At 65.2% G+C, this 26,656-nt stretch carries 24 protein-coding genes; 12 read left to right on the top strand and 12 right to left on the bottom strand.

Going from position 1 to position 26,656, the window contains the following annotated elements; all coding sequences use genetic code 11:
- The 4 genes from C7C56_RS22185 to C7C56_RS22170 form a co-directional block, all read left to right on the top strand.
- On the top strand, positions 1 to 293 hold a 293-nt coding region (locus C7C56_RS22185; RefSeq protein ID WP_106759524.1), incomplete at its 5' end, for a type II toxin-antitoxin system RelE/ParE family toxin.
- A gap of 17 nt (positions 294 to 310) precedes the next feature.
- Entirely contained in the window at positions 311 to 1,423 is a 1,113-nt protein-coding gene (locus C7C56_RS22180) for a HigA family addiction module antitoxin (RefSeq protein ID WP_106759521.1), read from the top strand.
- Positions 1,424 to 1,678: 255 nt separating this feature from the next.
- On the top strand, positions 1,679 to 2,281 hold the full coding sequence (locus C7C56_RS22175; protein WP_106759520.1) for a nucleotidyltransferase domain-containing protein: 603 nt from the start codon (positions 1,679 to 1,681) through the stop codon (positions 2,279 to 2,281).
- On the top strand, positions 2,241 to 2,681 hold the full coding sequence (locus tag C7C56_RS22170; RefSeq protein ID WP_106759519.1) for a DNA-binding protein: 441 nt from the start codon (positions 2,241 to 2,243) through the stop codon (positions 2,679 to 2,681). Before C7C56_RS22175 ends, C7C56_RS22170 begins: the two co-directional genes overlap by 41 nt.
- 96 nt (positions 2,682 to 2,777) lie before the next feature.
- Here the strand turns inward: C7C56_RS22170 and C7C56_RS22165 are convergent, their stop codons facing one another.
- The 5 genes from C7C56_RS22165 to C7C56_RS22145 form a co-directional block, all read right to left on the bottom strand.
- On the bottom strand, positions 2,778 to 4,490 hold the full coding sequence (locus C7C56_RS22165) for a hypothetical protein (RefSeq protein WP_106759518.1): 1,713 nt from the start codon (positions 4,488 to 4,490) through the stop codon (positions 2,778 to 2,780).
- Positions 4,491 to 4,612: 122 nt separating this feature from the next.
- Entirely contained in the window at positions 4,613 to 6,490 is a 1,878-nt protein-coding gene (locus tag C7C56_RS22160) for a potassium transporter Kup (protein WP_106759517.1), read from the bottom strand.
- A gap of 121 nt (positions 6,491 to 6,611) precedes the next feature.
- Positions 6,612 to 7,199, bottom strand: a complete 588-nt coding sequence (locus C7C56_RS22155) for a GNAT family N-acetyltransferase (protein ID WP_106759516.1) — start codon at positions 7,197 to 7,199, stop codon at positions 6,612 to 6,614.
- A gap of 4 nt (positions 7,200 to 7,203) precedes the next feature.
- Positions 7,204 to 7,785: a metal-dependent hydrolase gene (locus tag C7C56_RS22150; RefSeq protein WP_106759515.1), complete on the bottom strand. Its 582-nt coding sequence runs from the start codon at positions 7,783 to 7,785 to the stop codon at positions 7,204 to 7,206.
- Positions 7,782 to 8,351 carry a tetratricopeptide repeat protein gene (locus C7C56_RS22145; protein ID WP_181373303.1) on the bottom strand — a complete coding sequence of 190 codons (570 nt, stop codon included), beginning with the start codon at positions 8,349 to 8,351 and terminating at the stop codon, positions 7,782 to 7,784. Before C7C56_RS22145 ends, C7C56_RS22150 begins: the two co-directional genes overlap by 4 nt.
- A gap of 428 nt (positions 8,352 to 8,779) precedes the next feature.
- Between C7C56_RS22145 and C7C56_RS22140 the strand changes: the two genes are divergently transcribed.
- Positions 8,780 to 10,738 carry a S9 family peptidase gene (locus C7C56_RS22140; RefSeq protein WP_106759513.1) on the top strand — a complete coding sequence of 653 codons (1,959 nt, stop codon included), beginning with the start codon at positions 8,780 to 8,782 and terminating at the stop codon, positions 10,736 to 10,738.
- Here C7C56_RS22140 and C7C56_RS22135 read toward each other — a convergent pair.
- Positions 10,657 to 11,355 (bottom strand): substrate binding domain-containing protein, encoded by a 699-nt coding sequence (locus C7C56_RS22135; RefSeq protein WP_106759512.1) that lies wholly within the window; start codon positions 11,353 to 11,355, stop codon positions 10,657 to 10,659. The two genes, C7C56_RS22140 and C7C56_RS22135, sit on opposite strands and share 82 nt — an antisense overlap.
- 60 nt (positions 11,356 to 11,415) lie before the next feature.
- Here C7C56_RS22135 and C7C56_RS22130 point away from each other — a divergent pair, with 60 nt between their 5' ends.
- The 3 genes from C7C56_RS22130 (at position 11,416) to kefC (ending at position 14,742) form a co-directional block, all read left to right on the top strand.
- Positions 11,416 to 12,255 carry a type 1 glutamine amidotransferase domain-containing protein gene (locus tag C7C56_RS22130; protein ID WP_106759511.1) on the top strand — a complete coding sequence of 280 codons (840 nt, stop codon included), beginning with the start codon at positions 11,416 to 11,418 and terminating at the stop codon, positions 12,253 to 12,255.
- Positions 12,256 to 12,374: 119 nt separating this feature from the next.
- Positions 12,375 to 12,953, top strand: coding sequence for a glutathione-regulated potassium-efflux system oxidoreductase KefF (gene kefF, locus C7C56_RS22125; protein ID WP_106759510.1), 579 nt, complete (start codon positions 12,375 to 12,377; stop codon positions 12,951 to 12,953).
- The gene (kefC, locus tag C7C56_RS22120; RefSeq protein ID WP_106759509.1) at positions 12,943 to 14,742 is read left to right on the top strand and encodes a glutathione-regulated potassium-efflux system protein KefC; all 1,800 of its coding nucleotides are present in this window, start codon (positions 12,943 to 12,945) and stop codon (positions 14,740 to 14,742) included. The genes kefF and kefC overlap by 11 nt, the downstream gene beginning before the upstream one ends.
- A 241-nt stretch (positions 14,743 to 14,983) precedes the next feature.
- Here the strand turns inward: kefC and C7C56_RS22115 are convergent, their stop codons facing one another.
- The 5 genes from C7C56_RS22115 to C7C56_RS22095 all read right to left on the bottom strand — a co-directional run bounded on the left by C7C56_RS22115 (position 14,984) and on the right by C7C56_RS22095 (position 21,908).
- A complete protein-coding gene (locus C7C56_RS22115) occupies positions 14,984 to 16,144 on the bottom strand; it encodes a glycosyltransferase family 4 protein (protein ID WP_106759508.1) in 1,161 nt (386 codons plus the stop codon).
- Positions 16,145 to 16,158: 14 nt separating this feature from the next.
- Complete coding sequence (locus C7C56_RS22110) at positions 16,159 to 17,292, bottom strand: glycosyltransferase family 4 protein (RefSeq protein WP_106759507.1); 1,134 nt, start codon at positions 17,290 to 17,292, stop codon at positions 16,159 to 16,161.
- Positions 17,289 to 18,221 (bottom strand): NAD-dependent epimerase/dehydratase family protein, encoded by a 933-nt coding sequence (locus tag C7C56_RS22105; protein ID WP_229458927.1) that lies wholly within the window; start codon positions 18,219 to 18,221, stop codon positions 17,289 to 17,291. Before C7C56_RS22105 ends, C7C56_RS22110 begins: the two co-directional genes overlap by 4 nt.
- A gap of 19 nt (positions 18,222 to 18,240) precedes the next feature.
- Positions 18,241 to 19,284 (bottom strand): GDP-mannose 4,6-dehydratase, encoded by a 1,044-nt coding sequence (gene gmd / locus C7C56_RS22100; protein ID WP_106759523.1) that lies wholly within the window; start codon positions 19,282 to 19,284, stop codon positions 18,241 to 18,243.
- 311 nt (positions 19,285 to 19,595) lie between these two features.
- On the bottom strand, positions 19,596 to 21,908 hold the full coding sequence (locus C7C56_RS22095; protein WP_106759505.1) for an NADP-dependent malic enzyme: 2,313 nt from the start codon (positions 21,906 to 21,908) through the stop codon (positions 19,596 to 19,598).
- A gap of 239 nt (positions 21,909 to 22,147) precedes the next feature.
- Here C7C56_RS22095 and C7C56_RS22090 point away from each other — a divergent pair, with 239 nt between their 5' ends.
- The 3 genes from C7C56_RS22090 to C7C56_RS22080 all read left to right on the top strand — a co-directional run bounded on the left by C7C56_RS22090 (position 22,148) and on the right by C7C56_RS22080 (position 24,078).
- A complete protein-coding gene (locus C7C56_RS22090) occupies positions 22,148 to 22,627 on the top strand; it encodes a rubrerythrin family protein (protein WP_106759504.1) in 480 nt (159 codons plus the stop codon).
- 72 nt (positions 22,628 to 22,699) lie between these two features.
- Positions 22,700 to 22,864, top strand: coding sequence for a rubredoxin (locus C7C56_RS22085; protein WP_106759503.1), 165 nt, complete (start codon positions 22,700 to 22,702; stop codon positions 22,862 to 22,864).
- 2 nt (positions 22,865 to 22,866) lie between these two features.
- Positions 22,867 to 24,078 (top strand): NAD(P)/FAD-dependent oxidoreductase, encoded by a 1,212-nt coding sequence (locus C7C56_RS22080; protein WP_229458926.1) that lies wholly within the window; start codon positions 22,867 to 22,869, stop codon positions 24,076 to 24,078.
- Here C7C56_RS22080 and C7C56_RS22075 read toward each other — a convergent pair.
- Entirely contained in the window at positions 24,075 to 25,628 is a 1,554-nt protein-coding gene (locus C7C56_RS22075; protein WP_146204604.1) for a hypothetical protein, read from the bottom strand. The two genes, C7C56_RS22080 and C7C56_RS22075, sit on opposite strands and share 4 nt — an antisense overlap.
- Positions 25,629 to 25,966: 338 nt before the next feature.
- Here C7C56_RS22075 and thiL point away from each other — a divergent pair.
- The coding region (thiL, locus tag C7C56_RS22070; protein WP_106759501.1) for a thiamine-phosphate kinase at positions 25,967 to 26,656 on the top strand (690 nt) is incomplete at its 3' end.

The raw sequence follows: 26,656 nt of genomic DNA, 5'->3' as shown, positions 1-26,656 counted from the left end.
CAGTTTTCGGTCGGCCTCAACACCTAGACCGCCTCGAGACCGATGCACAGTTTACTGCTGGGCTGTCGCATGGCGTCGTAAGCGCCTATCGTCGGCGCATGCAACAGATCCGAGCCTCTCGAGATGAACGAGATTTTTATGCCGCGAAGGCTTTGCATTTCGAAAAATTAAAAGGAAATCGGGAAGGTCAGCATTCGATGCGCTTGAACCTTCAGTGGAGGCTTATCCTGGAAATCCGTGGCGAGCACCCCTGTAAAATAATCGGAATTATCGAAATTGTTGATTATCACTAGAATTATTTGGAGAGACCATGAACGCACGCGTACCTGCTGAAGTATTCCCGCCGGGAGATTTCCTGCGGGAAGAACTGGAAGCGCGGGAGTGGAGCCAACAGGAGTTGGCAGATATTTTGGACCGCCCCCCACGCCTCATCAGCGAGTTGATCGCTGGAAAACGTGCCGTCACGCCTGAAACTGCCCGGGGTTTGGGGGAGGCGTTCGGCATGTCGGCCGAATATTGGCTAAACCTGGAAAGCCAATATCAGCTCTCCAAAGTTAAGCCAAGTAACAATAGCGTCGCACGCAAATCGCGTCTTTACAGTAAATTTCCTGTGCGCGAGATGTTGCGACGTGGTTGGGTAATGCCAAGCGAAAACCTTGATGTACTCGAGCAGCGATTCTGCGAATTTTTCTATATTTCCAATATGGATGCCAGTCCTTCATTGCCTCACCACGCGAAGAAGACTGATGCTAATTTGGATGTAACGCCCTTACAGTTGGCTTGGATCTTCCGAGTACGGGCAATGGCCGAGCAGCAGAAAGTGACGGCGTACTCGCGCGAGAAACTGCTTTCTGCCGTCGAAAAACTTAAGACACTTATCGCTGCCCCGGAGGAGACACGACATGTTCCGCGAATATTGGCTGAGGCCGGTGTTCGACTAGTGTTTGTTGAGCCTATGGTTGGATCAAAAATCGACGGCGCATGCTTCTGGCTCGCAGACAACAAGCCGGTCATTGGATTGACGCTGCGCTTCGACCGTATAGATAATTTTTGGTTCGTTTTAAGACATGAGATTGAACATGTTCTACGAGAGGACGGAAAGACAGGCGCTCCTATCGTTGACACCGATGTCGGTGTCGGCGATCACTTACCCGAATGCGAGATCCGCGCCAATGAGGCTGGAGCCGAATTTTGCGTTCCGTCTAGCCAACTAGAGAACTTTGTGGCACGTGTACAGCCATACTTTACCGAACAAAAAGTGCTGCTGTTTGCTCAACGCATTAACGTTCATCCTGGGTTAGTTGTCGGACAGCTTCAACGTCGACTAAATCGACACGATTTTTTGCGCAAGCATCAGGTTAAGGTGCGGGCTTGTGTACTTCCGTCTGCAGACGCTGACGGATGGGGTTCATTTTCTGAATAAGCGATAGGATACTCGGCGTCAGCATATGCAAATCAGGTCAAGGCCTACTTGGAGCGGTACCAGACGGAGGTAGGAGGCGATGGCTTGCTCGACCCACATCTTGTGGCCGCATGAGCCGCCGTTTTTGGTGTCGCCGTTCTGTTGCCGTTGCGGGTGAGGGATCATCTGTGGAGCGAAGCGGAACAGGTGATTCCTCACCCGCGTCGCCGTCTCACAAAAGGAGACAAACGACTCCTTATATGATACATTTGAAGCATGCTCTCCGATTTCCTCCTTGGCCCGTTTCGTACCCGTGTACTGTCGGCACTACTCTTGCGCCCTGATTCAGCTTGGCACGTCAGAGAGCTTGCGCGCCAGCTTAATGCTTTGCCGGGTAGCACCAACCGCGAGTTGGTCAAGCTCGCTGACGCTGGCATCCTTCTACGGCAAAACGTCGGCAATCAGGTTCATTACCGGGCCAATCGCGACTGCCCGGTGTTCGCGGAGCTTGCTGGTTTGCTGCGCAAGACTTCAGGCATTGCCACAGTGCTGGCCGATGCACTTCGCCCCTTGACTGACAGGATTCAGTGCGCTTTGGTCTTCGGCTCAGTGGCACGGGGTGAAGAGAACGCCAATTCCGATGTTGACGTGCTGGTCTTGGGCGATATAGGTTTTGGCGAAGTCGTTGAAGCCCTGCATTCCGCACAAGAAGTGGTGGGCCGCGAGATCAACCCGGTGGTCTACCGGGTGAGCGACTTCCGTGCCAAGGTCGGCTCAAACAGCACGTGGGCCCGTGAAGTGGTCGAAAAACCAAAGCTCTTTTTGATCGGGAATTCAGATGACTTTGAAAAATTTATTGGCAATCCAGAGTCTCGTTGAGTTCGTTGCCCAGCGCGAGGACATCCAGCGCCTGCTGGCTGCCGCCGAGCGCAATCTGCAGGACGCCAGCGTCACCGCCATCAGCGAAGAGAATCGTTTCGATGTGGCTTATAAATGCGTCATGCAATGTGCGATGGTGGCGCTGTGGGCCAATGGCTATCGCACTTCCACCAGCAAGCCCGGCCACCACCAGACGGCCATCCAGACCTTAAGTTTGACCATTGGTCTCGACGCCAAGACCGTGATCATCCTCGACCAATTGCGTAAGCAGCGCAACATCAATGATTACGACGGCGACCCCATCGCGCCTAGTGTTGTCGAGGAATGCCAGAGGCAGGCGCAGGCGCTGTTGGAGCTGATCAAATCCTGGCTCCGCGACCACCGCCCGGATTTCTGTTAACTCCGCTAATCGAGTTCGAATTCGTAGAACCGCGTTGAATGATCTGGCGGAAATCGACCCGAACATTGTTGCTCAACGAACTTGCAATTGATGGTACTAGCGGATCGCACGTAACTGGCTGTCTGCCCGCACCCAGCTGCTCGCAAGGTCGCGCCGCGCAGTCTGCGCCTGCGCCACTTTGCCCTGGGCATTGAGCGCCTTTTCCAAACCATGCAACGCCCATCCGTTCTGTGGATGGCTGGCCAGGTCGGTCCGGAAGCTTTGCTCCGCCTCCGCAAACCGTTTTGCCTTTAGTTGCATTTCGCCCAAGCGGTGCAGCGGACCGTTGGCCAGCGTCGGCGGCTCGGTGCGGTCGGCGAAAGTCGCAGCCTCCACGGCCTGGGCCTGCAGCGTCAAGGCATCACCGGTTCGCTGCTCCGCAAATGCGAGCTCGGCGTTCAATTGCGCCTGCGCGCTGCTCACCATGCTACGGATCAATCTTGCCCCCCATTCCTTGCCGGTATGTTTTGCGAGGAGCATTTCGGCTTTCGGCTCGAGCCGCGCGAGCGCCGCCCTGGCGTCGCCGGGCTGGCCAATGCGCGCCATGGCGATGCCACGCGCCATTTCACCGAGCACGGTCGCCAGCCCCCTGTCGCCACTCGGCATAGGCTCCTTGATCAGGGCATCCCAGCGCTGCAGATGAAGCAAGGTCAGCATGGGCAGGCTGCGAGAATATTCAAAGGCCTCGTGGTCATGCTTGGCGCGACCGGCCGCGGCGCGGGCGGTGTCAAGCGCCAGCTCGCCGCGCCCCTCCATCAACGTCGAATACCACTGGAAATGCGAATTGTGGCGGCGCCAGTCCTTGGTATCGGTGAAGTCCTGCTTTTTCAGCTCAAGCATCATCGCTTCGTCGGCGGCCACGGCCAACTGGTTGACGCGTGTCGCGTCGGCATAGCGGCCCACCTGGGCATAGGTATGCGACGGCATATGCAGCAAATGCGGTGACATCGGCGCCAGCCTGGCCAAGCGGTCGGCTGACGCCAGCGCGCGCCCCGCGACCGGCACGGCGTCAACCGCATGAATCAGGTAGTGGTTCACGCCGACATGATCGGGATGCTTGACCAGACCCGCTTCGAGCAGGCTGGCCAGTTCGCCCATGCGTCCCGCCGGCTTGCCGGTAAGCCGGTCCCACCAGTCGCCCCTGGTGGCAACCATTTCGGCTTCCGCATACAGGGTGAGCACATCGGGATCTGCCGGAAAGCGGGCGGCAAGCAGCCGCATGTGGTCGGCGTAGGCAAAGTCGAGCGGGTCCGCCGGCTTGTCGGCGCCGGCGCCAGGGGTACGGCAAATGTCTGTGGACAGCGGCGCCAATGCGCGTCCGGCACTGTGGCCATAGCGCAGGGCCAGCGACTCGATCAGGGCAAGGTCGCGCGCCGAAGCGCCTTTGCTGTGCTTTATGGCGTAGCCGACATATTTGATCGGCTCGCCCAAATCGCCCCGGTCAAGGCTGTTTATATTCGGGCCCATCTGCCAGGCCACGCCCCATGCGCAAAGTGCGCAGTCGGGGTCTTGTGCAAGCGCCGCTTTAAAAGCGCGGATCGCCTCATCTTCATTGAAGCCGTAGGCCTGCGCCACACCTTGTGCGAACAGGCGGCGTGCCGCCGCATTGGCTTGCGAAGGCACCAAGGTGGTTTCCCCAAATCCCCCTAGCACCGGCGCGGTGGCCTTGCGGTCTATCGCAAAAGGCATGATGGTGCAGGCGCCGCCCACCAAAAGGGCGAATGCCACGATGCTAAGCTGCACGAAACGGGGACGGGAGTGCACGCGCATGAACGAACCAATGCAAAAGGTCGATGAATGATGTGCGGGTAAATGACTCGCCGCGATTTGGGCCGTGCCAAGGGCAATGTTTAAGCGCGGCTAGTCGCGCGCGCCAAACGATTGCTTCTCAACTAGATTTCAACCTGCGTACCAAGTTCGATCACGCGGTTCGGCGGCAGCTTGAAGTAGTCGGCCGCATCGCGCGCGTTCTTGGCCATCGAGGCATATAGATGCTCGCGCCACATCGCCATGCCCGAGCCTGGCGTGGCGATCACAGTTTGGCGGGCGATGAAGTACGAGGTCTCCATCGGCTCAAAGGTCAAGCCGTATTCGGCACATAGCAGCAAGTCCGCGGGCACGTCCCGGTTATCAATGAAGCCGTAAGACAAGCTGACCTGATAGCAGTCCTGCCCCAGCGATTCGACCTTCACGCGTTCATTTGCCGGCACGGTGGGGATATCGCTCGAGACCACCGTCAGGAACACGACGCGCTCATGAAGTACCTTGTTATGCAGCAGGTTGTGCAGCATTGCGTGTGGAACGCCATCGCCCACAGCCCGGAAGAATATCGCCGTGCCCGGCACCCGGTGGGGCGGCGAATCGAACAAGCTGCTGAGGAATTCCGGGAGCGGGATGAGGTGCGCCTTCAGGTTCTCAAAGACCAGCTCGCGCCCCTTGCGCCAGGTAAGCATGATGAACACCATGAGCAAACTGAGCGCCACCGTGAACCAGCCGCCGCTGACGATCTTAAGACTTGTGGACGCGAACAGCGTGATGTCGAATATGAGGAAGAAGCAGGTCGCGCCAATGGCGATCCATTTGGAATAGTGCCAACCGTACCTGACGACGAAGAAGGTCAACAGGGTTGTCGTGAGCATCGTCGCGGTCGCGGCAATACCGTATGCGGAGGCGAGGTTGGTCGATGAGCCGAAGATCACGACCGCGAATACGACAGCGCCGAACTGAAGCCAATTGACCAAGGGTATGTATATCTGCCCCTTTTCCTGGGTCGACGTGTGCATGATTTTCATGCGCGGCAAAAAGCCCAGCGAGATCGCTTGCTGAGCGACCGAAAAGGCGCCCGAAATCGTCGCCTGCGACGCAACGACTGCGGCAATGGTCGATAGCGCGACGAGTGGATAGATGCTCCACGCGCCGAGCTGGTTGAAAAATGGGTTCGACGCGGCCGCGGGATTCGACAATAACATCGCCCCCTGCCCCAGGTAGTTAAGCGCAAGCGCGGGAAAGACGACGGAAAACCATGCAAGGCGCACCGGTTTGCGGCCGAAATGGCCCATGTCGGCGTACAAGGCCTCGGCGCCGGTCAGCGCAAGCACGACCGCCCCCAGGGCGACGAACGCGAACCAGCCGTTCGAAAGCAAGAAATTGAAGGCGTATAGGGGGTTTAGCGCGGCGAGGATTTCGGTGTTTTCGACGATGTTCACCACGCCCATCGCCGCCAGCGTCGAGAACCAGACGAGCACGATCGGGCCGAACCACCTCCCGATGCCGCCGGTGCCGCGGTGCTGCACCCAATACAAACCGGAGAGCACCACCAGTGTCAGCGGTATCACATACGGTTTGAAGGCCGGCGTTGCCACCTCGATGCCCTCAATCGAGGACAGCACGGTGATCGCCGGCGTGATGACACCGTCGCCAAAGAACAGGCCCGCGCCCAGCATGCCCAGCAACATGACCGGATAATAGAAATGCGAGTTCTGCGACACCGACTTGAGCGCCAGGGCCGTCAGCGCCATGATCCCGCCTTCGCCACGGTTGTCGGCCTTCAGTACCAGCGTGACGTACTTGAGCGAGATGATCACAATCAGGCACCACAGAATGAGCGAGACGACACCGATCACGTTCGCCGGAGACACCGCGATGCCATGCGCAGGCGCGAAAACCTCTTTCATCGTGTACAGCGGGCTGGTGCCGATGTCGCCGTATACGACGCCGATAGCCCCCAGCGTCAGCGCTGCGACACCACTTTTCTTAGTTTCTTTCGTCATTTTTCTTCTTCTTGGAAATAGTCACGACATTGTATCCGCTAGCAGCTGTGGCGAAAACAATTGCAATTGCTGCGTGAGTCCCCCGGAGGATCAATTCAACTGGGAAATTGGCTTTAACGCATCAAGCGAGCCTGTCCGCCCACTGCCCGCGGCCAAGCCGATACAGGCAATGTTCACGCAAGACACTGCCCTCCGGCACCTTCGGATGCTCGAACGTGGCCGCGTCCTCGCGCATGCCCAGCCGCTCCATCACCGAGCGCGATCGACGATTGACCACCGCGGTCATGGAGACGATCTCCTCAAGCCCGAGTTGCTCGAACCCCACGCGCAGGGCCGCACTGGCGGCTTCAAGTGCGTAACCCTTGCCCCAATACCCATGCGCGAGCCGCCACCCCACCTCGACGCAGGGCGCAAACGGCAGCGCCGCAGAAAACACCTGCAGGCCGACCATGCCGACGAACGCCTTCGTGTCGCGCAACTCAACCGTCCACAATCCCCATCCGCGCTCGACGATATGCGCGCTCCACCGGGCGATGGCGGCGTCGCTCGCCTCCCGCTCGAGGACGGATGGAAAATATTCCATGACGCGGGGATCGGCATTGAGTTCGGCCAGCGGCGCGTGATCGGATGCTTGCCACTGGCGAAGGCGCAGACGTTCGGTTTTAAACTCAATCGGGGGGCTTACCCTTGACGGCTCGGCGCTGGACATTCTCTCATTCCTGAAAACTGCATTGCTTGCGCCACTTGCGCAGCGTGGCCACAAATACCGTGTCGGCGCGCTCGCTGATCAAAGCGAGCGGCGAATAGCCGAGGTTTGTCGCGCGCCATAGCGCAACGCTCAGCAGCACGACCGTCACCAGCATGTTTTGCCATCCGACCAAAGGCCACTGCCCCGGCCACGACACTTCATAGGCTGTCGAAAACGGGGCCAGATAATAGATGCCCCAGGTATCCTCCGACGTCGTGCCGCGCGAACCGATCAGATCACATAAAAAATGCAGGTGCACGCTCACGAATGCGCAGCAAGCGACGCGATACCGCCGCGTGCCGAGCGCGGCCGCAAGCGCCGCGATCAGGATGGCCGCCGGCAGGCCATGGCCGTACATGCGGTGGAACGCCTGGTAGTAGTCGGTCTCGGCAAGGCCAAAAGTGCGGGTGGCGAAATCGATCACAATCCCCAGCCCGTCGAGATCCGGTGTCAGCCCGGCCAGGACAACGATGGCCTTGTCGCGTCGGCCCAGTTGGAGGCGCTCGAGGCCGACCCATCCCACCAGCATGTGCGTGATCGGGCTCATTCGTTCTTTGGGGCTGGATGGCGCTGAAACAGTTCCATCGCAAGGCTGTGGGCGCGCTTGCGCTCATCTTTGGTAAGCGCGGCAACAAGGCGCGAGCTCGCCGTCGACGTCATTTCGATCATTGCAGCGTCTTTATTCAATGCCGCATGCTTTTGCGCGCTTAAGACCCATGCGGCGCCGGTGGTCCGGTCGGCGCGGATGCCTTCGCCATCGAACAGTGCCTCGCCTAAATGCAATTGCGCTTCGTCGTGTCCTTGGCTGGCCGCGTCGCGCCATAAGGCAACGGCCTTTGACCGGTCTTGTTCGATGCCCTTCCCCGTGAACAGCAGGAAGCCAAGATTGTTCTTCGCCGACACCACGCCCAGCGCGGCGGCTTTTTGCCACAGTTTCGCCGATTTGCTCAGGTCCTTTGCCACCCGCTTGCCGGTATAAAACTCAACCCCGAGGTTGTACAGCCCGGCCGGCTTGTCGAGCGCGGCGTCGATCGCGGTATCGGCGAGCGAATCCTTCGCGCAAGCGCCGAACGGAAGAACGAACAAGAAAACCAGCAGCAAGCGCTTGAGCACGGGGCGTACCTTCTGAACGGTTAGCGGACAATAACAAACGAGCAATCATTATGCCAAGGAAACTCTGCTTGCGCTGCCATGCTGGGACATTTAACCATCGGTTGGGGCGGCGTCGCATCCGGTTTCGTACGATCCCGGTGTAAAATTCCTGCCGGAAACAATCCAACTTCTGCGCGCCGACATGGGCCAGCCCACCCGGAGTCGACCACCATGAAACACCTGCCGCGCGCGCGCGCGCTCGCGCTCGTCCTTTGCTCCCTGCTCTGCCCGCCCGCCGCGACAGCGGAGCCGCGCAGCATCCGTGACACCGATTTGCTCCAGTTCAACTGGATCGGCGACCCGCAACTGTCGAACGACGCCGCCGAAACGGCCTACGTGCTCGTCAACACCGACGCCAAGCGCGAGGCTACCAAACGCGCATCTGGAGCGTGGCATCGGCCTCCGGGCAGGCGCGCCAACTTACCGCCGGGACGCAGGACAGCGCGCCGCGCTGGTCGCCGGACGGCAACCACCTGGCCTTCCTGCGCCAAGGCGAAAAGGACGGCAAGCCGACCCCGCCCCAGCTGTGGCTCATGGCCTTGGCCGGCGGCGCGCCGCGCCAACTTACCCATCTGGCCAAGGGCGCGGGCAACCCGGTCTGGTCGCCCGACGGCAAGAGCATCGCCTTCCTCAGCACCACGAACGAAGCGGACACCGCGCTGTCGGCGTGCCTGGCCAGGGAAGGGGCCGACCAGAAAACCTGTTCCCCCATACGCCAGAGCGACGTGCAGGTGATCACGCGCGCGGTCTACCGCGCCAACGGCGCGGGCTATATCGACTTCCGCCGTCCCGCGCATCTGTGGCGCGTCGACGTCGCCCCGGACGCCGCCGCCGCGCCGCGCCAACTGACCTTCGGCCAACATGAGGCGCGGGAAATCGCTTGGGCGCCCGACGGCAAACGGATCTACTTCGTGGCCGACCGCAGCATTCCCACCGCCCATTTCAAGCCGTCAGTGCACACGATTTACGCGGTGCCGGCAGCGGGCGGCGTGGCCGGCGAGGTCATGCGCTTCGCCGGGCGCATCAACGGGCTGGCCATCAGCCCTTCGGGCGACCGGCTCGCCTTCATCGCCAGCACCAACGCGCCGGTCCAGTCGCACAGCCGCAGCAATCTGTGGGTGGCCGCGCTGGGTGGCGCGCCGCGCAATGTGACGGCCGGGTACGACTGGGACATCGGTGCGGGCATCATCAGCGACCAGTCAGCCCCGCGCGCCGGCGGGCCCGGCGCGGCGCCGCTGTGGAGCGCCGACGGCCGGTCCGTCACCGTCGTGGTCGCCAAGCGGGGCCGCGCCAACCTCGAACGGTTCGACTTGCATGACGGCAGCATCAGCGCGCTCACGACGGGCGACCAGGCCGTGCTGCGCTACAGCTCGAACGGCAGGCAGACCGTCGCGCTCATCTCGACCCCGACCGAGCTCAACGAGCTGTACCTGCTGGGCGCCGACGCCGCCGCGCCGCGCCGCCTCACCGGCGTTAACCGGGAACTGTTCGCGGGACTCAATCTGAGCCGGCCGCGCGACATTTGCTACCGCAGCTTCGACGGGCGCAAGATCCATGCACTGGTGCAAACCCCGCCCGGCTTCGACCCTAAAAGACGCTACCCGCTGATCCTCAACATCCACGGCGGCCCGCACGCCGCCTACGGCCACACCTTCTTCCACGAGATGCAATGGATGGCGGCCAAAGGCTATGTCGTGCTCTATCCCAACCCGCGCGGCAGCACCACCTATGGCGAGCAATTCGCCAACGTGATCCACTACCGCTATCCCGGCGACGACTACCGCGACCTGATGGCCGGCGTCGACGAGCTGGTGCGGCTCGGCTGGGCCGATTCGGGCCGCATGGGCGTGACCGGCGGCAGCGGCGGCGGCTTGCTGACCAACTGGGTCATCGGCCGCACCCACCGCTTCAAGGCCGCCGTGTCGCAGCGCGACATCGCCAACTGGGCCGACTGGTGGTACAGCGCCGACAGCTCGTTCTACAACTGGTTCCGCAAGCCGCCGTTCGAGGATCCGGCCGATTTCCGCGCGCGTTCGCCGATCACCTACGTCAACAAGATCAAGACCCCGACCATGTTCATCCTCAGCGACGCCGACTCGCGCACCCCGCCCGAGAGCGGCGGCGACCAGATGTTCCGCGCGCTCAACTACCGCAAGATCGCGACCGCGATGGTGCGCTTTCCCGGCGAATCGCACGACCTGTCGCGCTCGGGCAAGCCCTGGCACCGGGTCGAGCGCCTGCAACACATCGTGAACTGGTTCGACCTTTACCTGCTGGGCAAGCAGACCAACGAATACGACCTGGTCCCGCCGGCGCTGCCGGATTTGCGGGCCGCGCCCGCCGACTGAGAGGCTGAGAGTCTTTCGATCAGCGCGCGCGCCGCCGGCGAGAGTTGCTGGTGCGGCGGATAAATCACCGAGAACGGCCGGCTGCGTCCGCCGAGCCGCTCCAGCAACGCCACCAGCTTCCCCTGCGCGATCTTGGCGTCGACGATGAAGTCGTAGGCCTGGCAAATGCCCATGCCGCTTTCGGCCAGCGACACGGTGCCGAGCACGTCGTCGGACACCACCACATTGCCCGAAGGTATCCACTCGAACTCCCTGCCCTGGTCGGCGAACAGCCAGGAGTTGACCTTGCCGCTGCCGGGCATCACGAACGGCAGGCAGGCGTGCGCGCCGAGCGCGTCGAGGTCGGCCGGGAGCCCCGCGCGGCGCAGATAGTCGGGCGAGGCCACCAGCCGCAGCAAGCGGTCTTCCAGCTTGCGTCCGACCAGCCCGCTGTCGCGCAGCGAACCGAGGCGGATCGCCAGGTCGTAGCCCTCGCCCACCAGATCGACATTGCGGTTGGCGATGCTCAAGTCGATGCGCACCTCCGGGTACCGGGCGGAGAATCCGGCCAGCAACTCTGGCAGGCGGTAGTGCCCGTAGGTGGTCGGCACGCTCAGGCGGACGCGGCCTGTGTCCACTCATGCGTCCTGGCCAGCTTTGCGCGCCGGGCACACCAAGCTCACTCACGGAGAATTCGCATGAACCGCTTAACCCACATCGCCGTCGCCGCCACCCTCGCCACCGCCAGCATTGGCGCCTCCGCCAAGAACGTGCTGGTGGTATTGTCGGACGTCGCCACGCTCGAACTCAGGGACGGCAAGACGGCGCCAACCGGCTTCTACCTCAATGAACTGATGCAACCGGTCAAGCTGCTGCTCGACGCCGGCCACACGCTGACCTTCGCCAAGCCGCAGGGCAAGGCCCCGACCATGGACAAGGGTTCGGCCAACAAGCAGTTCTTCAACAATGACGAGGCGGACCTGGGCGCGCATCTCGACCTGCTGGCCCGCCTCAAACTGACCGCAGTCGAGGGTTCGCCCGTGGTCAGCCTGGCGCGCGTCGAGCAGCTTGGCTACGCCCACTTCGACGCCGTGTACGTCCCGGGCGGCCACGCGCCGATGCAGGACTTGCTTCAAAGCCCGCAACTGGGCAAGCTGCTGACCAATTTCAACGCCAACGGCAAGCTCACCGCGCTGGTGTGCCACGGCCCGATCGCCCTGCTCGCGGCACTGCCCGACGCGGCCGCGTTCAGCCAGAAGCTCGCCAACACCGGCACAGCCAAGGCCGGCCATAAATGGATCTATGCGGGCTACCGCATGACCGTGTTCAGCAACACGGAAGAAGAACTGTCGAAGGGCCAAATGGGCGGCGGCGCGATGAAGTTCTATCCGCAGACCGCGCTTGAGCACGCCGGCGCGGCCTACGACAGCAACGCGCCGTGGCAAGCGCTGGTGGTCACCGACCGCGAATTGATCACGGGCCAAAACCCGGCCTCGGCGCTCGGCGTGGGCCAGGCGATGCTCGCGCGCCTGAAGTAATGGCGGCGCGCGCGGCGCCCCCCGCGCCCGGCGCGCCCACGGCGGGGCCGCATGGGCTTGCGTTAGTCCGCGCGCCACCGCACAATTGGCGTTTGCCACATACCGGACCGATCGAGCACATGCCCCCCAGCCCCGGCATCCTCGTGCTCTACGCCCACCCCACCCCGCACCAGTCGCAGGTGAATCACAGGCTGGCGCAGGCGGCGGCGCGGCTGCCGAACGTCACCGTGCACGACCTGTACGAAACCTATCCCGACTTCGCGATCGATGTCGCGCGCGAACAGGCGCTCGTCGAGCAGGCCGACGTGCTCGTCTTTTTGCACCCGATCTATTGGTACAGCATGCCCTCGCTGCTCAAGGAATGGGTCGACGCGGTGCTGCAGCCGGGCTGGGCCTATGGCAAGGACGGCACCGCCCTGCGGGGCAAGCATTATTGGCTCGTGGTGACCACCGGCAGCGCCGCCGAGGACTACCGGCCGGGCGCCGCGCACGACCGCCCGTTCGCCGACTTCCTGGCCCCGTTCGAACAGACGGCGGCCCTGTGCGGCATGCGCTGGGTAACGCCGCAAGTGCTGCACGCAGCCCGCGCGACGACCGCCGCCGCGGTCGAGGCCCACATCGCCGCCTTCGTCGCGCGGCTGGCCGATTTTTCACCAGACCAGGCATCAGCCCAAGCATCGGACGACCATGGAACATAGCCTGCTCTTCAACGCGATGATCTACCTGCTGGCCGCCGTGCTGGCGGTGCCGATCGCCAAAAAACTCGGCCTCGGCGCCGTGCTCGGCTACCTGATCGCGGGCGCGGCCATCGGGCCGTGGGGCCTCAAGCTGATCACCGAGGTCGAGGACATCCTGCATTTCTCCGAGTTCGGCGTGGTGCTGCTGCTGTTTTTGATCGGGCTCGAACTCGAGCCGCGCCGCCTGTGGGCGATGCGCCGTTCGATCTTCGGCTGGGGCACGGCCCAGGTGGCCGGGGTCAGCGCCGCCCTGTGGATCGCCGGCCTGCTGCTCGGGGTCGGCTGGAAGGTCGCGCTGATCGCCGCGCTCGGCCTGTCGCTGTCGTCGACCGCGATCGCGCTGGCCACGCTGGGCGAACGCAACCTGGTGGCGGCGCCGGCCGGCGCGGCGGCGTTCGCCATCCTGCTGTTCCAGGACATCGCCGCGATCCCCATGATCGCCATCGTGCCCCTGCTCGGCCCGGCCGCCGACGCACCCGGCGGCAACGGCTGGATCGCCGCGCTCAAGATCGCCTGCGTCATCGGCGCGCTCGTGTTCGGCGGGCGCCACCTGCTGCGCCCGGCGCTGCGCGTGATCGCGCGCACCGGCATGCGCGAGATCTTCACCGCCTTCGCGCTGCTGCTCGTGATCGCCATTTCGCTGCTGATTCAACTGGTCGGCCTGTCGATGGCGCTGGGCGCCTTCCTGGCCGGCGTGCTGCTGGCCGACTCCGAATACCGGCACGCGCTCGAGACCGACCTCGAGCCGTTCAAGGGCTTGCTGCTGGGCCTGTTTTTCATCGCGGTCGGCATGTCGGTCGACATCGGGGTCCTGCTGGCCCAGCCGGGGCTGGTGCTCGCGCTCGTGGTCGGCCTGCTGGCGATCAAGATCGCGGTGTTGTACGGTCTGAGCCGCGCGTTCGGCATCCCCCGCGGCGAGGGCTGGTTTTTCGCGTTCCTGCTGTCGCAGGCGGGCGAGTTCGCCTTCGTCGTGTTCGCCGCCGCCACCGGCAGCGGCGTGTTCACACCGGAGGTCTCGTCGCTGCTGGTGCTGGTGGTGGCGCTGTCGATGGTGGCGACGCCCCTGCTGCTGCTCATCAACGACCGCGTCATCGCGCCGCGCTATCTGGCGCAGAGCCACCCCGACGACCAGATCGACCCCAACGACGGGCATGTGATCATCGCCGGCTTCGGCCGCTTCGGCCAGATCGTCGGCCGCCTGCTGCACGCCAACAAGATCAACGTGACCCTGCTCGACCACGACCCCGACCAGGTCGAACTGGTGCGCAAGTTCGGCATCAAGGTGTTTTATGGCGACGCCACGCGCGCCGACCTGCTGCACGCGGCCGGGGCCGCCAACGCGCGCGCGATCGTGGTCGCGATCGACGATATCGAGGCCAGCCTTGAGCTGGTCGACCTGGTGCGGCGCGACTACCCGGCGCTGCCGATCCTGGCGCGCGCGCGCAACGTCACCCATTATTACGACCTGCTCGACCGGGGCGTGACGCTCATCGAGCGCGAGACGTTCGAGGCGGCGCTGATGCTCGGGCGCCACGCGCTGGTCACGCTGGGCTATGGTGCCTACCACGCGCGCAAGCTGGCCGACCAGTTCCGCAGGCACAACCTGGCCAGCCTGGCGGCGGTCTATCCGCATTACAAGGACCAGGAGCAACTGGTCTCGCTGACCAAGCAGGCGCGCGATGAACTCGACCAGATGTTCGCGCGCGACCAGGAGGCGCTGGGCGCGCCGCGCAAAGAGGGCTGGGACTGAGACGCTGAGACGCGATCGCATCCCCATAGTTTTACCAAGCCGATCGCGCGTCATCCTGGAAGCGGGGAACCTATGCTGCGTGTCCTGATACGCGCCGTGTAAAATTTTTACAGTGTAGTTCGCGGGCCTGAATGCGCCAGCAGCGCGTCAATTATTACTCAGCATGGGTCCCCGCATACGCGGGGAAGACGGTGGATTTTTCCGCCAGCCCCCATCGTTGCCCTTGATGCCCGATACCACATCAGACCGGCGGCGCGCCCGCGTGTCCGGCCCCCACCGCCAGCGGCACTCGCCCCGCCGCCAGCCCGCGGTACAGGGCCGCGTAGCGCTTGGCCATCTGCGCGGCGGTGAACAATTCGAGGTAGCGCGCGCGCGCGCGCCGTCCCATCGCCAGCGCCAGCGCGGGGTTTTCCCACAGCGTGCGCATGGCGCGGCCGAAGGCATGCGGGTCGCCCGGCGGCACCACCAGGCCGGTCAGGCCGTCGATGTTGATGTAGCTGGTGCCTGTGCCGATCTCGCTCGAGATCATCGGTTTGCCGTGCATCGCGCCCTCGAGCAGCGAGATGCCGAACGCCTCCGAGCGCAGGTGCGACGGGAACACCAGCCCGTAGCACAGCGTCAGCAGCGCCACCTTGTCGGCATCGCCGAGCGCGCCGACAAACAGCACCTGGTGCAGGCCGAGCCGCCGCGCGTGCTCCTTGAGCGCGCGCTCGACCGGCCCGGCGCCGACGATGACGACCGGGTGGCCGGTGCCGGCCACCGCGTCGAGCAGGATGTGCAGGCCCTTGTAGTAGCGCAGCACGCCGACGAACAAAAAGAAGCGCGGGCCGGCGCGCAGGCGCCAGCGCGCCAGCCGCGCGGCCTCGGGCGCCGGGTACAGCGTCTGGTCGAGCCCGTAGGTGATGACCTCGGTCTTGTCGCGGTGCCCGGCCAGCACGCTCGAGGTGGCCAGGTAGTTGGGCGAGGTCGCGACGATGCGGTCGACGCGGCGCAAAAAGCGCGTGCCGAGCGGCTGGTAAAGGCGCAGCAGGCGCTTCTGGCGCACGATGTCGGAGTGGTAGGTCAGCACGCTCGGCTTGCGCACGCGCGCGACGAAATGGGCCAGGTCCATGAACGGCCACGGGAAGTGGTAGTGCACCACGTCGCACGCGCGCGCCAGGCGCGCCAGCCGCTCGAAGGCGGCGAACGCGAAGCCGGTCGAGGCGATCTCGAAATCCTGGCGCAGGCGGTGCACCAGATGGCCTTCGAAGGTGAAGCTGGCCAGATCGCTGCCGCGCGTGAGCGTGAGCACCTCGTTGCGCACGCCGAGGCGGGCGGTGCCCACGCACAGCTGGCGGATCACCTGCTCGACGCCGCCGAGCGAGTCCGGATAGTAGGTTTTATAAAAGTGCAGGACGCGCATGGGGATCGGGGCGGTCAATGTGACAGGACGGCGCGGTAGACGGCGGCGGTGGCGCGCGCCGCCTCGCGCCAGCTCAGTTGCGCGGCGCGGCGCCGGCCGGCCGCGATGCAGCGCGCGCGCAGCGGCTCGTCGCGCACCAGCGCCAGCATGGCCGCGCCGATCTCGCAGATCGAGCCCGGGTCGACCTCGAGCGCGGCGCCCTGCGCCACCTCGGGCAGGGCGCTGCTGTTGGACACCACCACCGGCACCGCGCTGGCGAAGGCCTCGAGCACCGGAATGCCGAAGCCCTCGTACAGCGAAGCGAACACGAACACGCCCGCGCCCGCGTACACGTGGCGCAGCCGCGCGTTGTCGGTCAGGCTGCGCAGCCAAAGCACGTTGGCGCCGTTCTGGCGCGCCGCCAGTATCTGGCGCACCAGCGCCTCGCAGCGCCAGCCGAGCGCGCCGACGATCACCAGTTGGCGCTCGGCGCGCACCTTGGCCGGCAGCCCGAGGTAGGCCGCCAGCAGGCGTTCGATGTTCTTGCGCGGCTGCAGCGTGCCCACGAACAGGAAGTAGCCGGGCCGCAGGCCGTTGGCGCGCAGGGTCGCGGCCACCGCCTCAGGGTCGTTCGGTTCGAGCCAGGCCGCGTCGACCCCGCACGGCACCACGCTGATGCGGCGTTCGTCGACGCCGAAGCACTGCACCAGTTCGGCCACGGCGAAGCGGGAAATGGCGATCACGTGGTCGGCCTTGGCGGCCGCTTTTTTTTGCAGCCAGTTTTTGGGGCCGCGCAGGCGCGGATTGCACCACTGCGGATGGCGCTGCGGCAGCGCGTCGTGCAGCGTGGCCACCACCGGGCAATCCATGCGCACGATGCGGTAGTCGGTCGCGTGGAAGATATCGGCCGGCATGTGCACGCGGTTCATGCGCGGCGTGACCAGGTCGACCAGCGAGGCCGCCTCGAACGATTGCGCCATCGGCTGCCCCACCCCCGCGCGCGGGCCGGTGCGCGCGCAGGGCGGATACGAATACGCGCTGACCGCGCAGCCGGCCTGCGGCAGGTGGCGCAGCAGGGCGTCGGTGTAGACCCCGATGCCGTCGAGGCGCGCGCCTTGTGCGCCGGGCTCGAGGATCGTGGTGCCGAGGCCGACGCGCAAGGGGTTCATGCCTCGTACATCCAGCGCAGGGTGTCGGCCAGCGGCGTGCCGCGCTGGCGGCCGATCACGCTGGCGAGCTTGTCGTTGCAGCCGGCCAGCGTGAGCACGTCGCCGCTGCGCACCAGCGCCGGGTTGACCTCGACGGCGATGCGGTAGCCGGCGATGTCCTCCATGAGCGCGAGCACGGAGGAGACCGAATGGGCCCGGCCCGAGCAAACGTTGAAGGCCTGGCCGGCCGGGCTGGCGGCGAGCAGGCGGCGGTAGCTGGCGGCGACCGCGCGCACGTCGGAGAAGTCGCGCGCGACATCGACATTGCCGAGCGCGATGTCGGGCGCGCGGCGGCGGAAATGGGCCACGATCTTGGGCAGCAGGAACTGCTCGTCCTGGCCCACCCCCGTGTAGTTGAAGGGCCGCGCGATGACGATCGGCAGCCGCTCGTTCCAGAGGCGCGCCATGTTCTCCATGGCCAGCTTGCTGACCGCGTAGTCGTTGGCCGGCACCGGGGCGACGCTTTCGTCGATCGCGCCGGCGCAGGCGTTGCCGTAGATGTTGGCCGAGGACGCGAGCAGCACGGCGCCGGGGCGGCGGCGCGCGCCGGCCAGCGCCTCGAGCAGGTTGCGGGTGCCGACCACATTGACGCGGTAGACCTGCTCGGCGTCGGCATGGGGCACGAAGGAGATGCCGGCCAGGTGCGCGACCACGTCGGGCTGCACCTGCGCCACCATGCGCGCCACGGCGGAGCGCGCGCACAGGTCGACGTGGAACATGTCGGGGCCGAGCGGCTCGCCGGGCATCACCGTGCCGAACACGCGGTAGCCGGCCGCGCCCAGTTCGCGCGCCAAGTAGCGCCCCGTGAAGCCGCGCACGCCGGTGATCAGCGCGCGCCGGCCCGCGCCCTCGGCGCCTCCGGCGCACGCTTCGAATTGTTCGCTTGCCATGCGGTTCATGCGCCCCCCGTCAGAACGTGGCGCCGAGCGCGTTGCGGCGCAGGTCGGCCTCGACCATCATCTGGCACAGCTGCTCGAGCGTGGTGCTGGGCGCCCAGCCCAGTTCGCGCAGCGCCTTGGACGGGTCGCCGATCAGCAGTTCGACCTCGGCCGGGCGGTAGAATTTGGGGCTCACGCGCACCAGCGTCTTGCCGCTGCGCCGGCAGCGGCCGGTCTCGCCGACCCCGCCGCCGTGCCAGTCGATGCCGATGTCGACCCCGTGGAACGCCATGGTGACGAAGTCGCGCACGGTCTCGGTGCGGTTGGTGGCCAGCACGAAGGTGTCGGCCGCGCCGGCCTGCAGGATGCGCCACATGCCGTCGACGTATTCGCGCGCGTAGCCCCAGTCGCGCTTGGCGTCGAGGTTGCCCAGTTCGAGCGCGTCGAGCTTGCCGAGCACGATCTTGGCCACCGAGTCGGTGATTTTGCGGGTGACGAATTCGCGCCCGCGCAGCGGCGACTCGTGGTTGAACAAGATGCCGCTGGCGCCGAAGATGCCGTACGACTCGCGGTAGTTGACGGTCATCCAGTGCGCGTACAGCTTGGCCACCCCGTACGGGCTGCGCGGATAGAACGGGGTGTCCTCCGATTGCGGGATGGCCTGCACCTTGCCGAACATTTCGGAGGTCGAGGCCTGGTAGAAGCGCGCCCGCGGATTGACGATGCGGATCGCCTCGAGCAGGTTGACCGGCCCGAGCGCGGTGATGCCGGCGGTGGCGACCGGCTGGTCGAACGAGACCCCGACGAAGCTTTGCGCGGCCAGGTTGTAGACCTCGTCGGGGCGCGCAAGCTCCATCAGGCGGATGCTCGAGGACAGGTCGGTGAGGTCGTACTCGACCAGCGAGAGCTGCGGGTGCGCGGCCACGCCGAGTTCCTCGATGCGCCAGAAATTGACCGAGCTCGAGCGCCGGTAGGTGCCGGTGACCTCGTAGCCCTTTTCGAGCAGCAGTTGGGCCAGATAGGCGCCGTCCTGCCCCGTGATGCCGGTGATGAGTGCCTTCTTAGCGATTTGCATGGTTGCCAGTCCCATGGTTCGGTTGTGCCAGAACAGCGTGCAAATGGATAATTCCAACAAAAAAATAGACTTATAAGCAACTATTTGGACGTCCATTATGCACGCAGGACTCAGCCGTTCGGCCGCGCACCGGAGCAAACCGTGGGGAGTGGAAATGCATTTCGGGGGTATTCGCGCCGCCTTTGCGGCGCGTCAATCGTGCGGCACGGGCGAAAAAAAAGCCCCCGTTTCCGGAGGCTTCCCGGGGTCAACGATAACGTTGCCCGGCGGTGATTTCGGCCGTGTTTTCCGGCCGTGTTTCCGGCCGTGATTCAGCGTTCCGCCACGGCGTCGACCACGCACAGCGCGGTCATGTTGACGATCCGGCGCACCGTCGCCGACGGCGTCAGGATGTGCACCGGCTTGGCGCAGCCGAGCAGCACCGGGCCGATCGCGATGCCGTTGCCGGCCGCCGTCTTGAGCAGGTTGTAGGCGATGTTGGCGCTGTCGAGGTTGGGCAGCACCAGCAGGTTGGCGTCGCCCTGCAGGGTTGATTGCGGCATCGCCGCCTTGCGCAGCTTGGAGTCGAGCGCGACGTCGCCGTGCATCTCGCCGTCGACCTCGAGCCCGGGCGCCTTCTGCTGCACCAGCGCGAGCGCGGCGCGCATCTTTTTGGCCGAATCGCTGTTGGCCGAGCCGAAGTTCGAGTGCGACAGCAGCGCCGCGCGCGGGATCAGGCCGAAGCGGGTCATCTCCTCGGCCGCCAGGATGGTGATCTCGGCGAGCTGCTCGGCGCTCGGGTTCTCGTTGACGTGGGTGTCGACCAGCGCCAGCTGGCGCTCGGGCAGGATCAGGAAGTTCATGGCCGCGTACACGTGGGCGCCGGCGCGCCGTCCCAGCACCTGGTCAATGTAGTGCAGGTGCAGGTTGGTGGTGCCGAAGGTGCCGCAGATCATGCCGTCGGCGTCGCCCTTGTGGATCATCATCGCGCCGATCAGGCTGTGGCGGCGGCGCATCTCGAGCTTGGCGTACTCCTGGGTCACGCCCTTGCGCATCGTCATCTCGTAGTAGGTTTGCCAGTAGTCGCGGTAGCGGTCCTCGTGGTCGGGGTTGATCACGTCGAAATGCTCGCCCTGCTTGAGGCGCAGGCCGAACTTGACGATGCGCTGCTCGAGCACGCCGGGGCGGCCGACCAGGATCGGGCGCGCCAGTTTTTCGTCGACCACCACCTGCACCGCGCGCAGCACGCGCTCCTCCTCGCCCTCGGCGTAGACGATGCGCTTGAGTTCGGGGGGGGTGTTCTTGGCGATCTGGAACAGCGGCTTCATGAAGGTGCCGCTGCGGTACACGAACTGCTGCAGGCTCTGGGCGTAGGCGGCCAGGTCGGCGATCGGGCGCGTGGCCACGCCCGATTCAAACGCCGCCCTGGCCACCGCCGGCGCGATCTGCGTGAGCAGGCGCGGGTCGAACGGCATCGGGATCAGGTATTCGGGGCCGAACGAGAGGTTGCTGATGCCATAGGTGGTGACGACGACGTCGGACTGCTCGGCGTGCGCCAGGTCGGCGATCGCGTGCACCACCGCGATCTCCATCTCGCGCGTGATGGTGGTGGCGCCGCAGTCGAGCGCGCCGCGGAAGATGTACGGGAAGCACAGCACGTTGTTGACCTGGTTCGGGTAGTCCGAGCGGCCGGTGGCGATGATGGCGTCGCCGCGCACCGCCTTGACCTCCTCGGGCAGGATCTCGGGGGTCGGGTTGGCCAGCGCCAGGATCAGCGGGTTGGCGGCCATGCCGGCCACCATCTCGGGCTTGAGCACGCCGCCGGCCGACAGGCCCAGGAAGATGTCGGCGCCGGGCATGACCTCGGCCAGGGTGCGCAGCGGCGTGTCCTGGGCGAAGCGCTCCTTGTCCGGGTCCATGAGCTCGGCGCGGCCCTTGTAGACCACCCCGGCGAGGTCGGTGACGAAGATGTTCTCGATCGGAAAGCCGAGGTCGACGATCAGGTCGAGGCAGGCCAGCGCGGCCGCGCCGGCGCCCGAGACCACCAGTTTGCAGTTGGTGAACTCCTTGCCGACCACCTTGACGCCGTTGATGATGGCCGCGCCGACGATGATCGCGGTGCCATGCTGGTCATCGTGGAACACGGGGATCTTCATGCGGCTGCGCAACTGGCGCTCGATGTAGAAGCACTCGGGCGCCTTGATGTCCTCGAGGTTGATGCCGCCGAAGGTGGGCTCGAGCGAGGCGATGATGTCGACCAGCTTGTCCGGGTCGGACTCGTTGATCTCGATGTCGAACACGTCGATGCCGGCGAATTTCTTGAACAACACGCCCTTGCCCTCCATCACCGGCTTCGACGCCAGCGGGCCGATGTTGCCAAGGCCGAGCACGGCGGTGCCGTTGGTGATCACGGCGACCAGGTTGCCGCGCGCGGTGTACTTGTAGGCGTTGGCCGGGTCCTTGACGATCTCCTCGCAGGGGGCGGCGACGCCGGGCGAGTAGGCCAGGGCCAGGTCGCGCTGGTTGAGCAGTTGCTTGGTGGGGGTGACGCTGATCTTGCCGGGACGGGGAATCTCGTGGTATTCGAGCGCTGCCTGGCGCAGCTGGGCGCGCAATTCTTCTTTACGATCTGATGACGAATCCATCTGTTGAAGCCTTCCTGTGTCTGTCCCTGGACCGACGATTTTAGCAGACGGCATCTTTTCCCTAGCTACGTATTTCTACTAAGCTTATTGCGAATTATCAATATGAAACCATTCCGGCCGCTGCGGATCAGGAAAACTATCGCTGTGATGAGTACTATCAATTTTCCATATAAATTTATTTTAACTATCATTACTCCCATACCGATTGCACTTTGCAATCAAACCAACCGGAGAGCACCATGGCCAGCCAGATCAAATCCGTCACCATCGAAAACCTCGAAGCCGCGTTCGCTGGCGAGTCGATGGCCCACATCAAGTACCGCTACTTCGCCAAGCTGGCGCGCACGGCCGGGGCGGTCGAGGTGGCCGAGGCCTTCGAGGCCACCGCCGACCAGGAGGTGCAGCACGCGTTCGGGCACCTCGACCTGCTGTACCCGAAAGAGCGGATGACGCCGGCGCGCGCGCTCGAGATCGCCATCGAGGGCGAGACCTACGAGTACACCGAGATGTACCCGAAATTCCGCCACCTCGCGATCGAGGAGGGCAACAGCGCCGCCGTGGCCGAGTACGACGAGCAGATCGCCGAGTCGCAGGTCCATGCGGCGCGGTTCAAGCGCACCCTTGAGATCGCGGCCAAGCGCTTCGCCGCGCTCGCCAAGGTCGAGGAACGCCACGCCAACCACTACCAGGCCGCGCTCGACAAGTTCAACGCCGCCTGAAATGGACACCATCGACACCACCGACACCACCGACACCACCGCCACCACCGCCACCACGCCTGAAGGAACACCATGAAAACCTACCAATGCATCGTTTGCGGCTTCATCTACGACGAAAGCGCCGGCATGCCGCACGAGGGCATCGCCGCCGGCACCCCTTGGCACGCGATCCCGGACGACTGGGCCTGCCCCGACTGCGGCGTGGCCAAGTCCGACTTCGAGATGGTGGAGCTGTAGCCGTGGAGGCGAGCGCCCCCCTGGTCATCGTCGGCGCCGGAATGGCCGCCTACGGCGTGGCGCGCGAGTTCCGCAAACGCGACGCGCGCACCCCGATCCTGCTGGTCACCGCCGACGCCGGCGCTTCGTACGCCAAGCCGATGCTGTCGAACGCGATCGCGCTGGGCAAGGAGGCGCACCAGATCGTCGCGCAGGGGGCGGCGCAAATGGCCGCGCAACTGGGCGCCACAGTGCTCACGCACACCCGCGTGACCAGCATCGACAGCGCCGCGCACCGCATCGAAACGAGTGGGGCAAGCAGCACCGGGCGCCTCGCATACAGCCAGCTTGTGCTGGCCCTGGGCGCGCAGCCGATCCGGCTCGCGCTGGACGGCGACGCCGCCACCGGTGTGCTGTCGGTCAACCACATCGACGACTACGCGCGGCTGCGCGCTGCGCTCGCGCGCCATCGTGGCCCGGCCCGCGTGGCGATCCTCGGCGCGGGCCTGATCGGCTGCGAATTCGCCGACGACCTGGCCGGCGCCGGCCACCGCGTCACGCTGGTCGATCCGTCGCCGCGGCCGCTGGCGGCGCTGGCCGCGCCCAGCCTGTCGGAGGCGCTGGCGCAGGCCTGGCTGGCGCGCCCGATCACGCTCATGCTCGGCACCACGGCCAGCAGCGTTGAGCATGCCGGGGCCGGATTGCGGGTGGCGCTGGCGGACGGGCGCGGCATCGACGCCGACATCGTGCTGTCGGCGGTCGGCCTGCGCCCGGCGCTCGCGCTGGCCCAGGCGGCGCTGCTGGAGACGCGGCGCGGCATCGTGGTCGACGCCTACGGGCGCACCAGCGCGCCCGACATTTACGCGCTCGGCGACTGCGCCGAATACAGCACCGGCGACAGCACCGGCGCCGGCGGCGCGGTGCTGCCGTACGTGGCGCCGCTGCTGGCGGCGGCGCGCGCGATCGCGGCCACCCTGAGCGGGGCGCCGAGCCCGATCGCGCTCAAGCCCGACGCCATCATCGTCAAGACCCCGAGCTGCCGGCTGGCGCTCGCGCCACCGCCGCCCGGCATCCGCGGCGAGTGGCTCAGCGCGCCCGAGGGCGCCGGCATCGTGGCCCGCTTCGTCGACGAACTCGGGCTGCTGCGCGGGTTCGGCGTGTCGTCGCCGACCCCGGCGCAGCGCCAGTCGCTGCTGGCGGCGCTGGGGCGCCCGCACCCTGCCGCCCCCAACTAACGCGGCGGCACGATGACGCTGAAGGTGGCCGAGCTGCCCAGGTTCAGCCCCCCGCTGCGCTCTACGCCGCCGCCGGCGAAGGTCAGCCCCTCGCCCAGGCGCACCACATAGGTGCCGGGCGGGGAATCGTCCTCGACCGTCTTGATGCTCAGCTGGCGCGTGCCCGGACGCAGGCTCGACATGCGGAACTGGCCGCTGCCGCCCATCGAGGTGCGCCCCAGCACCAGACCGTCGAGCGCCACCTCGAAGACATCGTCGGGCACGTTGCCGTTGTCGGACACGGTCACGCCGCCGGCGCCCGAGAACGGGAAGAAGGCGTCGGCCAGTTCGGCCTCGACGATTTTTACCGGCACGTTGAAGACGGAGAAGTCGCCGTCGATCCCCTTGTAGAAGCTGCTCAAGAAAGCGAGCTTGCCGCCGGCGCCGACATTGGCGTAAAGGCCGGCCGACACCTTGGCCCGGATGCCCTCCTGCCCGCTTTGCGCATTGCGCTCGAACGTGCCGCTCATGTATCCCTTGGCGTCGAAGCCGAAATTGGGCCCGGCCACGCCGTAGAGGCGGAATTCGATTTTCATCGAGCTCGGGGTCGCATCGACCGACAGGGTCGATTCGGCCAGATCGAAGCTGCCCGTTTGCAGCGGCTGGTAACTGTTGGTGGTGCTGACATTGCGGGTGATATTGCGCTCAAGTGTCGCGCCGCCGGACACCGACGCCATGTAGGTGGTGCCGAACGCGCCGGCCGCCGAACCGGTCGCATTGGCCGCGATGACAAGGGTGGGCACCACCACGAGCGGGGTGTTGGGAATCAAAAAGCGGCCCAGCACGATTTCGGGGATGTCCGCGTTCATGCTGATGGCGCCGCCATAAACCGCCTTGGCGGTAAAACTGTGCCGGTAATTCGGATTGATCCCGAAATGGTATTTGAGCACCGAACGGCCGGCATTGACGGTCTCGAGGGAAATATCCCACTGTGGATTGACCTTGAAAGTGGCCTCGCCCGTGATTTCCACGCCGGAGCTGCCACTGGCGCCATAACGGTTGAACGAGAGCGCCAGTTCGGGGCCCGCGACTTCGACATTGGTGGCGCCGGCGCTTTTCTGGAGCGCCGGCGGGACGCGGAACTTGAGCCCGATTTCGGGCGTGCCGGTCGCGATGACCTGGCCGAAATCGGCGAGGCCGAACACCTTGTCGAGCTTCACGTCGAGGCGCGAAAACGCCTCGGCCAGGCCGGCCTGCACGGTCACCAGGCGGATCCCGTCCTGCAGCGGCGACATGCTGACCACCTTGCGGATGAAGCCGTCGCCCTCGGTGCTGATCAGCACGGTGCCGGGACCGATGCCGGCGGTGTCGCCGCGCAGGCAGACGGTGGTCGCGTCGAGCAGGATGATGCTCACCTTTGCGCCGTCGAGCACGATCGTTCCCGGCTGCAGCGTGAATGGCTTGGGCGCCTCGGGAGGCGGCGGTGGTGGTGGTGGTGGATGGTCGCCGCCGCTGCCACAAGCCGACAACATGCCGGCAAATAGCAAAAGACCCAATGTGCTGGTTTTCATGGCCCTGCCCCTTCGCTTGAAATTCAAATCCCAAATGAAATCAGCGCTTGTTGCAGACGCCGAATTGCCGGGCGGACCGCGTTCCAACGGGGAGCGCGCATCAGACTATTTTTGAATGTAAAAGTTCAGTCCGCCTTCACCATTACAGCGGCATTAAGAATGCGCGAGATTGATTCCGATTAGCGGCGGACGGGCGGCGATGCGCCATTGGCGGAGCGGTTTGACGGCGGATGAGCGGCTTGTTTACGCGGGGAATAAAAGGGGAAAACAAAGGGGGAAACAAAGGGGAAAATAAAGGGCCGGCATTTGAAACCGCGCGGCCCACGGTACAATCGGGCATGCTCTCAGAATTCGATCTCATCAAAAAATATTTCACCCGCGCACGCGCGGGCCGCGCCACGCTCGGCATGGGCGACGACTGCGCCCTGCTCACGCCCGCGGCGGGCATGCAGATGGCGGTGTCGACCGACATGCTGGTCGAGGGCCGGCATTTTTTCGCCGGCGCCGACGCGCGCATGCTCGGCCACAAATGCCTCGCGGTCAACTTGTCGGACCTGGCCGCGATGGGCGCGCGCCCGGTCTCGTTCACGCTCGCGCTGGCGCTGCCCGAGGCCAACCCCGACTGGCTGGCCGGGTTTTCAAGCGGCCTGTTCGCGCTGGCAGACGCGCATGATTGCGAACTGATCGGCGGCGACACCACCAAGGGGCCGTTGACCATTTGCATCACGGTGTTCGGCGAACTGGCGCCCGGACACGCGCTGCGGCGCGACGCCGCGCGCGTGGGCGACGACATCTGGATCTCGGGGACCATCGGCGACGCGCGGTTGGCGCTGGCCGGCTACCGCGGGGAATGCGCGCTCGACGCAAACAGCCAGCAAGAGGCCGGCATGCGCATGCACATGCCGAGCCCGCGCGTGGCGCTCGGGCGCGCGCTGGCCGGCGGCGGCGCGCGGGCGCGCGTCGCCAACGCGGCGCTCGACATCTCCGACGGCCTGACCGGCGACCTTGCGCACATTCTGGCCGCGTCG

It is taken from the genome of Massilia glaciei (assembly GCF_003011895.2).
GTDB classification, from domain to species: domain Bacteria; phylum Pseudomonadota; class Gammaproteobacteria; order Burkholderiales; family Burkholderiaceae_D; genus Telluria_A; species Telluria_A glaciei.
Note: the sequence above shows the minus strand (reverse complement) of the source record. Positions and strands in the feature narration are given on the sequence as shown.